Annotated in this window: 7 protein-coding genes; all 7 read right to left on the bottom strand. The window is 31.3% G+C overall.

The window, feature by feature from the left end; genetic code table 11:
* Nucleotides 1–53: 53 nt before the first annotated feature.
* The 7 genes from BFN48_RS08860 to BFN48_RS08830 all read right to left on the bottom strand — a co-directional run bounded on the left by BFN48_RS08860 (nt 54) and on the right by BFN48_RS08830 (nt 14,300).
* Nucleotides 54–2,405 (bottom strand): S-layer homology domain-containing protein, encoded by a 2,352-nt coding sequence (locus tag BFN48_RS08860; RefSeq protein WP_069650538.1) that lies wholly within the window; start codon nt 2,403–2,405, stop codon nt 54–56.
* Nucleotides 2,406–2,784: 379 nt separating this feature from the next.
* A complete protein-coding gene (locus BFN48_RS08855; protein ID WP_242863251.1) occupies nt 2,785–3,114 on the bottom strand; it encodes a four helix bundle protein in 330 nt (109 codons plus the stop codon).
* A gap of 161 nt (nt 3,115–3,275) precedes the next feature.
* Complete coding sequence (locus BFN48_RS08850) at nt 3,276–4,877, bottom strand: CTP synthase (RefSeq protein ID WP_069650536.1); 1,602 nt, start codon at nt 4,875–4,877, stop codon at nt 3,276–3,278.
* Between the two features lie 340 nt (nt 4,878–5,217).
* Nucleotides 5,218–6,624, bottom strand: a complete 1,407-nt coding sequence (locus BFN48_RS08845; RefSeq protein ID WP_083238878.1) for a S41 family peptidase — start codon at nt 6,622–6,624, stop codon at nt 5,218–5,220.
* An 88-nt stretch (nt 6,625–6,712) separates the two neighbouring features.
* On the bottom strand, nt 6,713–8,611 hold the full coding sequence (locus tag BFN48_RS08840) for an S-layer homology domain-containing protein (protein WP_069650534.1): 1,899 nt from the start codon (nt 8,609–8,611) through the stop codon (nt 6,713–6,715).
* A 68-nt stretch (nt 8,612–8,679) separates the two neighbouring features.
* Entirely contained in the window at nt 8,680–13,077 is a 4,398-nt protein-coding gene (locus BFN48_RS12810) for a S8 family serine peptidase (protein ID WP_069650533.1), read from the bottom strand.
* 293 nt (nt 13,078–13,370) lie between these two features.
* A complete protein-coding gene (locus BFN48_RS08830) occupies nt 13,371–14,300 on the bottom strand; it encodes an S-layer homology domain-containing protein (RefSeq protein WP_069650532.1) in 930 nt (309 codons plus the stop codon).
* Nucleotides 14,301–14,341: the final 41 nt, after the last annotated feature.

Here is a 14,341-nt window from a genome sequence, read left to right as displayed (position 1 = left end):
GTTAAATGTATATAAAAAAAGGAGGATGTTAAACATCCTCCTTTTTAAGCTAACTACTTAACTACTACTATTATATCAGCTTTTTCGTATGATCCTACGTTAGTTCCTGAACCTACTACTTTTACAGTACCAGTTATGTCGTCAACAGTTCCTATTGTGATGTCTGAACCATCAACTACATAAATTACAGTTGAGCTAGTTAATAGATAAGTATCAGCTAACTTGCTTCCATCAATTGTTGGATCTGTATAAGTGTTACCGATTGTAGCATTTGCTAAAGCATCATATTCTCCATTAGCATCGCTATCTGATAGAACTACAAGCTCTTCAGTAATTGCTGAAACATCTATTGTTGCTTCAACTTTGTAGTCTATTTCTTCTCCTTCAACATTTAGAGTTACATAATGCTCAGTTCCATCAGCAGTAAGTTTGCTGTACTGTCCTACATAGATTCCAGTAACATCATCTAAAGCTGTTACAGGATGGCTAGTTATGAATAACTTAGTTATATATAAGTTGTCTGAATCTAATTCATATTCTACATTCATATCAGTTTCAAGATCTTCAACTTTAGCATAATCTTCATCTACTAAGTCAAATACTAATACATCTGAATCTACAAGATATACAGTTGATCCAACTTGTAATTCATCTAAGTTGTCTTCATCAACTGTTATTGTACCAGTAGCAAGACCTGCTTGATAATCAACAAACTCAGCTATTTCATTATCTTCATTTAGAGTTGCTTTACCAAAATATCCTGGTAAATCATTCTCTACATCAGTAACTCCACTTGGTAATGTAGCATCACTAGCTAATCTTAGAGTCTTTTCTCCATCAGTAGTTAAGATAGTAACATCAGTTACTTCTGTAACTGTACCATCTTTAATTATGTTATAAGTTTCAACTTCAGTTACATAACCTTCAACTGTTTCAGCTTCTTCAGTTATTGCATTTATAGCAACAACTTTACCATCTTTATCTAATACTAAGCTTACTTCTGAATCAGCTGTAACAGTGCTCATATCGATTGTAGCAGCTACTTCATAGTCTTTACCGTCTACAGTAACTTCTGTTAAGTTACCATCTTTATCTGCTTTTGCAGTTTCAACTTTACCTTCAACAGTATCTCTAACAACTACTATTTTAACTTTTACAACATCACCATCATTGTTTTTACCAGTGTAAACATAGATTACATCGTCAGCTTTGATATCTTCTAATTCATCTACGTCACCAGTAACTACGATATTGTCAGTATCTAATATAGTTTCATCATCGTCATTTGTAGTAGTTGGTAATGTAATTCCTTCATATTTGAAACCAGCATCTTTAACAGTTTCAGCATCATAATCTTCTGATACTAATTGGTAAGTAACATTTTCTGTAGCTATTACACCTAGAACCTCATCAACATTACCATCAGCATCTGTTGTATAAACAACTTTTACTTCTGCATCTTGTAAGTTTCCAACATTTTGGAAATCTACATCAACATCGTTGAATCTTACAGTTGTATCATTTTGTAATGTGAAATCTTTAGTTTCATCATCAGCATCTGTTACAGTTAAAGTATTTCCTGATACAGCAGCTGTTCCTTCATAAGTTTCACTTAATACTTCGTCTACATAAACGATAGCATCATCTTCATTTTTGTAAACTTTAACTTTTGAGAATAGATAACCTGACATATCAACAAGTGTATCTATTTCATTACCGTTTTCATCAACTATAACATCATCTTTAACATCTTTTACTATTATAGTTGCAGGAGTAGCAATTTCGCTAATTAAGCTCTTTCCTAATGATTCAACTTCTCCGTCTTTAATTCTAACCATTTCTTTTTGAAGAGTATTGTCTAATAATATAGCAATATCTCCTCTGTTAGCACCAGCGTTTACAACTTTAACGCCTTCAGTTATACCTAATTCTTCTGCCTTTGTTAAATAGTTGATTGGCCAAGTTCCACTTAATACTTCATCATTGTAACCTAATGCTCTTGTAAATAATGTTATAGCTTCTGCGTAGCTTACAGTAGCATCTGGTCTGAAAGTTCCATCTGGATAACCTTTAATGATGCCTTTGCTTGCTGCTACGTTTACATACTTCTTAGCCCAGTGACCATCCATGTCACTAAAAATAGTCATGCTTTCTGCAAAATCTGCAACATCTTCTAATCCAAGAGCAATAATAACAACTTTAGCTAATTCTGCTCTTGTAAGAACTCTATCTGGTCTGTAAGTACCATCTTCATAACCATTGATGATACCAAGACCAACTAGTCTTGCAACAGCATCCTCACAATCTTTGCCTTGAACATCGCTAAGAGGTGTTGCTGCAAGAGCAAAACTGAATGTTCCAAGTACTAATGCAAGTACTAGAACTAAAGATAAAACCTTCTTCATTGTCAAAGTCCTCCTCCTTTTTGTATTTTTGATTTTGATATGAAGAAGTTGAAATAAATTAAATATGTAGTTAGACTGTAACTTCTTCTTAACCAGTCTAACATAATTTTGAAGCAGGTTTTTTAGACAATACCTGCATCATATACCTAATTATAGCACTGACTAAATAATCAGTCAATGAGACAAATTTTATTGTAATGAAACTGTAATATTGTGTAATTTTATTTGTCCTACTTACATTACCTATTATATATTAAAGCAAGGTTATTTACCATTACAGTTGTATTACATTTTGATTGCAATAAAATTGCAATCTGGTACTAGGTACTGGGTACTTGGTACTTGTGTTAGGTACTGGGTACTAGATGCTAAATGTTAGTTAGCCTTTTAGTGATTTGATTAATCCTTTTAACATTTTAAGAACACTTTCGTTTTGTTTGTTAAGTTGTTTGTAATGTTCTTCATTAAGGTACCCAAGATCTTTTGAAAGCCTTAGCAAATATTCTACTTCAAATGAAGAACCTCGTGCTATTCCTAAAAATCTTATATAATTAACTTTACTAAGCTGTCCACTACCTTCAGCTATGTTTGTAGGTATTGATAAAGAAGCTCTTCTAAGTTGCGATACTAGTGAAAATTTTTCATCATCTGGAAAGTATCTTGTTATTTTGTATATACTTATTGTGAGTTCATGTGCTAGATTATACACTTCTAATTTTTTATAATTCCCAATTACCTCACCTCTTAATAAAATATCTATATTTTAAAACTTATAATAATAAAAGGTATTTCTTCATCAATGGAAGAAATACCTTCTTTTCAGCATAATCTTTTTCTAATCTCCAGTACCCAGTACCTAGTATCAAGTACCTAGCGGCTATTAATAGCCGCTCTGATGAATTCTCTAAACAATGGATGGCTGCGAGTTGGTCTTGATTTGAATTCTGGATGAAATTGTGAAGCTACAAACCATGGATGATCTTTTAGCTCTATTATTTCTACCAATCTCTCATCTGGTGAAATTCCACTTATAACTAATCCTTTTTCTACTAGTTTATTTCTAAATTCATTGCTAAACTCATATCTGTGTCTATGTCTTTCATATACCAATTCTTCTTTATAAGCCTCTTTAGCCTTAGTTCCGTCTGCCAATTTACATGGATATAGACCTAGTCTCATTGTTCCGCCCATTTCTTCTATATCCTGCTGTTCCGGCATAATATCTATAACTGGGAATTTTGTATCTGGATCAAGCTCTGAACTGTGTGCACCTTTAAGCCCAACTACATTTCTTGCAAACTCTACTACTGCCATTTGCATACCTAGACATATCCCTAAGAAAGGTATCTTGTTTTCTCTTGCATATTTTATTGCACATATCTTACCTTCTATTCCTCTGTCTCCAAAGCCACCAGGTACAAGAATACCATCAGCATCTTTTAAAAGCTCACCACAATTATTTTCATCAATTTGCTCTGAGTGAATCCAATCGATATCTATTTCTACTTCGTTTGCTATGCCTGCATGTCTTAATGCCTCTGCTACAGAGATATATGCATCTTTTAACTCAACGTACTTTCCTACTAATGCAATTTTTACTTTTCCTTTTGGATTTTTAAGCCTGTCTACTATCTCTTTCCATTCAGTAAGGTCTGGTTCACTACATTCAAGTCCTAGATGTTTTATAACCATCTGAGGAAGCCCTTCTTTTTCTAACATTAATGGTACTTCATATAATGTTTCTGCATCTAAATTCTGTACAACATTATTATGGTCTAAATTACAGAATAACCCTATTTTCTGCTTGATTTCCTGCGTAAGTGGTTTTTCAGTTCTGCATACTATTACATCTGGCTGTATACCTATACTTCTAAGCTCTTTAACACTGTGTTGAGTTGGTTTAGTTTTAAGCTCCCCTGCTTTAGCTAAGTATGGCACTAATGTAACATGAATATACATTACATTTTCTCTGCCTACATCATACTTTATTTGCCTTATAGCTTCTAAAAATGGTAAACTCTCTATGTCGCCTACTGTACCACCTATCTCTGTTATAACTACATCTACCTCTTTTTCTTTTGCAACTCTAAATACTCTTTCTTTGATTTCATTTGTAATGTGAGGAATTACTTGAACTGTACCGCCTAAATAATCGCCTTTTCTTTCCTTTTTAATTACAGACCAATAGATTTTACCTGTTGTAACATTGCTATTTTTGCTTAGGTTTATATCTATAAACCTTTCATAGTGTCCTAAGTCTAAGTCAGTTTCTGCTCCGTCATCTGTTACGAATACTTCACCGTGCTGATATGGACTCATAGTTCCTGGGTCAATATTGATGTAAGGGTCAAATTTTTGGATAGTAACTTTCAGTCCTCTGCTTTTTAATAACTGTCCAAGAGAAGCAGCAGTTATCCCTTTTCCTAAAGAAGATACCACACCGCCTGTGATGAAGATGTATTTGGTTGGCATTTGACGACCTCCTTTTTGAAAATGCATAGAACAACATAGTTTGTATGTCCTCTATATGTAAAGTTTTTTCTTGTCTTATACCTACATAACTATAGTATTTTATCTTACGTTAAGAAATATGTCAATGTTTTGATAATACAGATTATACTTAAAATAACAATTAAAAGCATGCAAGTTAATCTTACATGCTTTTCTTTATAATCCATAGGAAATTATATAGCTTATTAAATTGAGGATAATTTTAAATATAATTTCCGTTTATGGATTTCAACAAAATCTTCCTTGATTTTTTAAAATCGAAGATTTTGTTCATTTTTTACTATACTTTATTCTATATATTCTATTTTTCTAAAAGCACTTCCACTGCTTTTTGTAACTGTTTATCTACATTATCTGGCTTTGCATATTCATTAATTGCTCTGGTTAAAGCATCTTGAGTAGTAAAATCTAGTACTCCATAGCTATATAATCCTTGATCTTTTTGAAATTTCTTTATTGCTTCAAATGTTGCTTCATCAAATATTCCATCTGGTTTGTTTACTTCGTACCCTAATGTTTCCAATATCATCTCTGCACCTAATACATCTAATCCTACAACTCCAACCGTTGGCTTTCTTGTTTTGTCTAAAGTAGGAATTTTTGATAAATCAACTTTAGGCTCTGTTGTATTTTCTACTATTATATCTGGTTTGATACCTACTTCGTTAACTTTTCTCATATTTGGAGTTAGATATTCTGCTATTGTAATCTTCATACCTCCACCATCTACAAGAGATACAACAGATTGTACTGTACCTTTGCCATAAGTCGTAGTTCCTATTATTGTACCTACTTTTGAATCTTGAATTGCCCCTGCAAATATTTCTGATGCACTAGCGCTACCACTATTAACTAATACTGCTAGCTTATATTTAGGAAGCTCTAAATTTGAATTATATGTTTCAATAGTTCCATCTGCCTTTTTAATATGAACGATAGGACCCTTAGGAACAAAAAATTGAAGTACATCTATAACCTCATCAAGATATCCTCCAGGATTATTTCTTAAATCTATAATTAATTTTTCTACATTCTTTTCATCAAATATCTTTAATATATCCTTCAAATTCTCGTATGTATTACTGTTAAATTGTGATATTTTTATGTATCCTAGTCCATTATCCATAATTTTATATGTAATTGGATTTATCTTTATCAATTCTCTAGTTATATTAAAATAGATAATATTGTCTATACCTTCTCTCATTATTCCTAATTTTACTTGTGTTCCCGGTTCACCTCTAATCAATGATACCGCTCTATTAACTGATACTCCTTTAATATCAATATCGTCTACTGAAACGATTTTATCCCCTGGCTTTATTCCTGACCTTGCTCCAGGAGTTCCATCAATAGGCGTTATTACTGTTATATACCCATCTTTTTCAGTAATCTGAATTCCTACTCCTCCAAAGTTACCTGATACAGATGTATTAAATTCTTTAAATTCTTCTGGCGAATAATAATCACTATACTTATCAAGTTTATTGAAAACTCCTTCTATCGCCCCTTCTATAAGCTCTTCTTCTGTAATCTCTCCTGCATAATTTGCCTTTATGTATTCAATTATTTGTTTTAAGTAGTTTAAGTCTTTAGTTTGAGTTTTTTCTCCATTTGCATACATAACACCACTAGAAAAAACTATAAGAATGACGCATAATAATACCAAAACTCTTTTTAGTCGCATCTCATCATCTCCTTCTGTCATAAATTATTTAGAAATATTCTATAAAATTTATTTAAATCCTTTTAAAAAAAAGAAAACTCCTGATGGAATATCCCACCAGGAACTTTTCTTATATTCTATTAAGTTTCTCTAATAATCTATAGATCATCACCGCAGCTTGTGCTCTATTTGCAGTCTCTTTTGGTGCAAATCTATTTTCCCCTACACCATTAACAATTCCCTTATTATAAGCTATACCAACTGAATCTTTAGCCCAGTTAGAAATTTCATCTTTATCTATAAAATATAATTCTGAACTATAATCAACATCAGGATGTAAATACTTCATAGTCCTAACTATCATTGTAGCCATTTGTTCTCTAGTTATTTCTCCATCTGGATTAAAATAACCATTATATCCTTTCACGATACCTAAACTTGCAGCAATTTCTACTGGAGCTTTATACCAAATATCTCCTTTTACATCTGTAAATGTTACTTCATTTTCGCCTTTCTCTAAATCTAAAGCATAAACTAATAATTTAGCAAATTGAGCTCTTGTAATATTAGTATAAGGAGCATAATGCTCATCATCTATACCGTTAATTATATGTCTTGCTGTCAAAACTTCTATTGCTTCCTTAGCCCAAGGAATATCTACATCAGCAAATATTTTATTATACTCCATAACTGTATATTTACTGAAATGTCCTGCTTTAAAAGTAATAATTCCATCTTCACTTGGTAATCCACCAACATATTCCCAAGTATTTGTAGACTCATTCAAATAGTAAACTCCTAATTTCCTGTAATCTTTTACTTTATCTTTGTCATAATTAATTGTTATAGTAAGTGGTTTATTAAAGTTTAATTTAGTTTCATTTTCATCTTTAATTTGAATTAATTCAAAATCAAATATATTTGAAGCTGTTGAATATTTATTAATATCTAATTGATTTAAGTATTCATTAGCTTCTTCCTTTTTAAGCTTTCTAACATTAAAACTTATTTTTGAATCTTTTTCTAATTGTAAAGTGTCTGGGCTTAGCTCTATTTTAATTTCACCTGTATCCAATTCTATAATTTTACCTTTTGTACTAATTTCAGTAATAAGCTCAGAATCCATGTTTACTGTAACCTTATCGACATCTTTATCACTTGTAGCATTTATTATTAATTTATCCTGACTGTCTTTTTCTAATTGCTCCTTTAATTTTTTGCTATCTATTTCAAATGTAGCTGACACATTACCATTTTCGTCTTCTTCAATGATTTCTTTGCCTTGTTCTGTTTCTTGTATTGTCTTTCCGCTATCCTCATCTTTATCTGTAACAGGTGGAGGTGATGGTATAATAATTATTCCACCTGAAGAAGACTTTTTAACTACTTCAAAAGTTTTTTCAATTGTAGTACCTAATATTTCAACTTGAACAACATAAAATCCTGTTTGTTGATATGAAGTCATCTTGTACTCTGTATTAAACTTACCTTCATTATCAGTTAATAACTCTTTTACAAATTTCACTTGACCATCATAAAGAATCTTAACTATAACGGGTGTATATGGTTTTACTATACCATTTTGATAAGCTATACCGCTTATTTTAACCTTATCACCTGTATAATATTTTGTTTTATCTAATTCTAATATCGATTCACTTTTCTCTACAGTAAATTGCACGATTTTAACTAAACCGACTGAATTTATATATACATTATATTTACCACCATCTATATCTTCATTCAATTTAAAAACAGTGTTAAAGTCTCCATTCGAATCAGTTATAAGCTCTTTAACAAAAACCTTAAATTTATCTTCTTCTCTTTCTATAACAATAGTTACTGGTGTATTTGAATATCCATTACCATTTTCTTTAATTTTACCAAAAATCTCAACTTCACTTCCTGGTAAAAATTTATCTTGAGATAAGTTAATCTCAATTTCATATTGGGAACTGGCTGCTGTCGACGGAAATGCACTTACAAGTAAAATAGTAAGTATCAATATTACAGAAAAAAACTTCTTCAAACCTTCTTGCCCCCTTTTGTTTTCTTATTGTATTAGAGGGGGGATTAGTCCCCCCTAGTTTTAGAGTCCTACTTTATTACAAAAGTTGTAGATTGTGGACTTGAAAGTGAAGTTGTATCATCCCAACCAGACCATACATAAACATCTACATTGTAAGTACCATTTTTCTTTACACCAAATCCTGAACTTAGTTTAATCATTTGGCCTGATTGCAAACCATCCATTTGTACAGTTGAAATATTTACAACATATCCTTTACTATCAGTTACTTGAATAACTAGCATTGGATTTTGTGAGCTAGGTCCTAAGTTTTCCATAGATGCCTCTATTGCTACATATCCACCTTGCTTAATTACTTCAATACCTGTTATCTTAATTGGATAATTATATACTGTAAATGTTGCTTCTTCTGTTGCAACTTTTTCTCCTTTTGTAGCCTTAAATACAACTTTATATTCACCATTTAGTTTCTTAAATTCATCTGGACTCCAACTCATATCAAATGTTGTTCCAGTCTGATTAAATACCTCAACAGTTTCGTTATTTGGATCAACAATACTTACTTCCCAATCAACTTCTTGATTTGCTTCTGCCCTAATACTTACAGGTCTTTCGCTGCTTATATCAGAATCTGGGGTTACTGATACATCAGTAATAACTATCTCTTGGTCTAATACAGGATCTTCTTCACCTTCCTGCTTTCTATAAACCTTATACTCTTTATATGTTGTATTGCCTGCAGCATCTTCTGCTTCTATGCTTATTATATTATCTCCGTATTCAAGTTTTATTTCATAATTTTCTATTGTATAATGAGCTGGCTCTAAATCTTTAAAATATGACCAGTCTTGTGAAATATTCTTTACAACATTACCGTTTACTTTAACAAGTAAGTCTGGTAGGTTTTCTGTAATATCAGCAGATATATTTATACTTTCTACTGTATAGTCTACTATTCTATCTGTTGGTTCTTCTGTTACATTAATAACTGGAGCTGTAGTATCAACAAATATTTTATGTTCAAAATTAATATAGTTGCCTGCAGCATCTTTTGCTTCTATATCTATTTCATGCATACCATCTTGTAATACTAATACAGTTTCAAAATCATAATCTCCTGTTTCTTCATTATATACATACTCAACATCTTCACCATTAACTTTTAGTTCTACAAGTTCAGAACTATCTACTACTGAACCTTTAACTAATATTTCAGAAGTATTATATATACCGAAGTATTCAGGAGTTTCAATGAATATATATGGTATAGTTTTGTCGCCTATAACTATAGGTTGTGTATCTACATAATTCCAACCACAGTCATAAACTCTAACTACTACCTCATGTGTGCCATCATACTTGGAAACATCGAATTCTCCTTTTGTTGATTCTTCTAGAACTACTTCGTCCTCAATTAATTCATATCTCAAAATTGGATAATCTCCATCATTAGCTTTCACAGTAATAATATCTTTGTCTTTATCATATGTTACTTCTTCAATAACTGGTGGTATAGTATCGACTCTTACAGGGAATTCTACACTTTGCCATTCTGAACCAGGATAATCAATTCTTGTCTTAACTTCATAGATGTATTCTCCATCTTCTACTAATCTATTATTTGCTGTACCGTCCCATGTCCAACTATCTTTAGCATAGAACTGAGTACCTCTACCACTATCATAGTAGTTCTTTCTAATGTACTCCTCATATGCTAAATCTCTAATCTTATTACCATCTTTGTCTAATATGTTAATATCTAATTCTCTTGCATTTCTTAAGAATGACAATAACGGAATAATATTATCTGCTACTCCATCACCATTAGGTGAAAAAGCTATCTTTGTCTTATCTGGTCCATCTGGAGTATAGCCTAAGAATCTATAGACATCTTCTTTTTCATCTAACCAAGACATTACTGTTAAGCCATAGAATGTCTGATTATCTTCGTTAGCATCATAATTTGTAACATCTATTATTGGTACTTTGTCCCATTCTCCATAGAAACCAACATATGGAATACTTAATTCAGGTACATTATCATCAGTTGGAACTAACCTAACAAATCCTTCGATGAATGTACCATTAGGGAATATTGCATTAAGTGGCGCATTATATATCCAATCTACAGCATCTGTCAAATCAATTGTTACATCAAAATCTAATGAACTACCTGCTGGTATTTCTAAAACGTTATATACATTATCAATAACTGTTCCATCACTAAGTTCAAATGTTATTGGGAACTCGCCAGTCCAAGGTGCATCCGGACTGATTGTACCATTTTTATATACACCTTGAGTTTCTAGGAAGTTCTCAACACCGAAGGTCAAATCTGTACCTACAGTCCCATATACTGCATAACTAACAGTTTCATCACTGAAATTCTCTACAGTTAAGGTGAATTTTGTTATATCTCCTATTTCTTTCAAATTAACTTTACTTAATCCTGTTTCTTTATAAGTTACAACTGCTGGTGTAGTAGTTGCAGCATAAAGATCCATTACACCTGCACCTTGTCTTCTAGGTGAAGTATAGTTTCCTAATCCAAAATAATCGTTATATAAGCCCTTATCTATATTAGGCTTAGCAGTACTCATCAATATATTTTTAGCCATATTTACTCTGTCAATACCTGTCAACCCAAATTCTTCATCCACTCTTTGTAACACTAAAGCTGCTCCACCTGATACATGTGGTGCTGCCATTGAAGTACCACTCATAATGCCATATTTATCATTTTGTAAAGTTGAATAAATCTGTCCACCTGGAGCTGTTATTTCAGGTTTAAACCCAAGATCTGGAGTTACACCCCAAGAAGTGAAGTCTGACATTTTACCAATATTAGGATTTAGTACTGTTGTTTTGTCCCCTTTGAATTCAACAAAATTTTTACCTTTTTCTATTAAATCTAATAATTTTAAACCGTCGGAATGTCCAATGAAAACTGCTGGAATTCTTCCTTCTTCAGGATACATCATATGAACTAAACTTTCTCCACCTGACTCATGATTAAAAACTATAACACCAACAGCTCCATTATTTTGAGCATTCATTATCTTATCTGTGAAATAATATGAACCACGCTGTATTAACGCTATTTTTCCTTCAAGATCTATTCCTTCAAAATCTTCCTGTGTTCCACCTAGTCCACAATATACGTATTCTATAGGACCATTAAATACTTCAACTGGGTCATAAGAACCTGCCATAATATATCCTACTAAGTGTGATTCATCATTTTCATCAACATATTCAAATGCCTCTGCTCTAATATGTGTGTTTTCAATGGAAGCAACCTGTATGGATTCTGGTGTAAGTCCTGGAGAACCTACAACACCAATATCAGGATTCTTAATCAAAGGATTACTATATCCATCTCCTATATGATTTGAATTACCAGCTGAAATTGATACTAATACTCCATTTTCAACAGCTCTAGCTACAGCTTGTTGTTCTGGATCATCTGGTAAAACAAAAGCTGAAGTTGAGCCTAAACTCATATTTATAACATCAGCACCTAATTTTACAGCATCATCTATTGCTCTGATAATAATATCTCCAAAAGTCGAAGGCATAGAAGGATTGTTACCAAAGACTTTCATGGCTAGAAGCTGGGCTTCAGGTGCTATACCTTTAATTCCATCTTCATCGCCATTTGCTCCTACAATACCAGCTACATGCATACCATGCATTGATGCATCTGGACCAAGATCTAATATTTCTAGATTGTTGTCCATATAGTTATATCCATATGGAACTTTATCTGTAAACCATTTACCAGGAAGTCCTTCTTGTAAAATAATATCTTCTACACTTTCTCTGCTTAGCTTAACCTTATCAGGATTAGTTAACTTCATATCTTTATGACTTGGATCAATACCTGTATCGATAATAGCTACTACTGTACCTTCACCGTTATATCCTAAATTCCATGTTTCTACTGCTTTTACTATATCTTTGCTTGTATTCATATCAGGTTCAGGTCTGCTATATTCGTTTGCTATTGTAACCCTTTTTACTCCTGGTATTTTTTCAATTTTCTTTGCTTCCTTAAAAGTTGTTGTTGCACTAAAACCGTTAACTACATTAACAAAACTATTATGATACTCAATATTAATGTTGCTTTCCTCAATACTTTCCTTTATATTTTCTTGCATTCCTATCAAATCATCTGTAATTACTTTAGCCATTTGTGCATTTAGTTCATTTACTTTAACGCCTTCTTCTGTTGCATATTCAATTAATGGTTTTCCTTCTAATTCAACAATAATCCTTATATTGTCGTCATCTTTTAGTCCTTTAGCTCTTGGATCAGTAGTTATACTTTGTACATTAAAAGACTTTGTAAAAGTAGTTGAATGTAATTTTGGAATTTTACTGCTTGGTGCAGCTAATGCTGTACCAAAAGTTCCTATTAGTATAGCTAGTACTAATAAGATTGAAAAAATCCTTTTGTTTTTCAACTCCATCCCCCTCTTCTTAAAATAAATAGAGATAAAATAGTAAATTAATTATACTTTTCTCACTCACCTCCTTTCACATTTTACCTTATATACTATTTTATTTAAAACTAGGTTTAATATTCTATGTATATTTATATTTTCCTCTATTTACTTTAATTTTTTTGTTCGACATTTTTTGTAAAATTTAGATTATAGTATTAGTTTCTATTTAATATTTATTAATTTAATTAATAAAAAAACATAATTGTGTTATGGATTAAAAAAAAAGTGGCTATTCAGCCACTCAAGATCTATTACATATCAATGGATTTATCGTATTTATTATGTTCAACTGTATCATCAATAACGTTGAATAAATATGAATCATCTATAAGATAATTTTTGTCGATTTCTATCGTTATAACATTAAAAGTTATTACTTGTAAATTCATCTTATACTTATCCGAAGGTATTGTTTTTATATAAATGTTATATCTACCATCTTCATTTTTTATTATTTTTTGGATAGATACATTGTATCCAGGATTAGGTAATTTCTTATATATAGTAATAGTTATCTTTTCTTCATTCTCTTTTATACTAATTTGTTTATTTATTTGAGTATATACTTTTTTATTATCTACTACCCTAAAAGGTATATCGCTCTTATGCATTGATAGCTCCCCTTCTAATCTTTGCAACAATAAAATTGATTCAACTTGTGATACTTTATTATTAGGTTTAAAAGTCCCATCTGAATAGCCTTTAACTAATCCTAATTTATATCCTATCAAAATGTCTCTCTTATATTTTTCATCAATATTATCCAAATCTATAAATGGATTTATTAATTCATATATTTCTATATGGCCTTCATATGCTTCTAAACATTTAACAAGTAAGCTTATAATTTCCTTACGAGTTATAAATTCATCTTTTAAGTCTTCATCTTCTATACTTTCCTCATTGTATCCTAATATATCTACACTTTGATTTTCATACCTTTTCATTAAACTAAATAGTGAGTAATAAAAATCTTTTTTGGATATAGGTTTATTAGGAGAAAAATTTTTATAATCTTCTTTATATAGATAATAAAAATGTTCAGCAAAAAATTCCTTATCTATAAGTTTTTCAGCCCAATGACCTTTTAATCTATCATCTAAACTAGCTAACGAAATAGTAGAATTTAAAAATAATAAAATAAAAATAAAGAAAACTGCAAACCTATTTTTTTTATACATTCGATACCCTCCCTGTAATAATTCTATAAGTATATTATATC

The sequence above is a fragment of the Caloranaerobacter ferrireducens genome (assembly GCF_001730685.1).
GTDB classification, from domain to species: Bacteria; Bacillota; Clostridia; order Tissierellales; family Thermohalobacteraceae; genus Caloranaerobacter; species Caloranaerobacter ferrireducens.
The sequence above is the reverse complement of the archived record's forward strand: the minus strand, read 5'-3'. Positions and strand labels throughout refer to the sequence as shown.

Bases quoted from the DNA above. Each gene is read 5' to 3' on its own strand.
- BFN48_RS08830 (WP_069650532.1), bottom strand. From the start codon at position 14,300: ATGTATAAAAAAAATAGGTTTGCAGTTTTCTTTATTTTTATTTTATTA.
- BFN48_RS08860 (WP_069650538.1), bottom strand. From the start codon at position 2,405: ATGAAGAAGGTTTTATCTTTAGTTCTAGTACTTGCATTAGTACTTGGA.
- BFN48_RS08850 (WP_069650536.1), bottom strand. From the start codon at position 4,877: ATGCCAACCAAATACATCTTCATCACAGGCGGTGTGGTATCTTCTTTA.
- BFN48_RS08845 (WP_083238878.1), bottom strand. From the start codon at position 6,624: ATGACAGAAGGAGATGATGAGATGCGACTAAAAAGAGTTTTGGTATTA.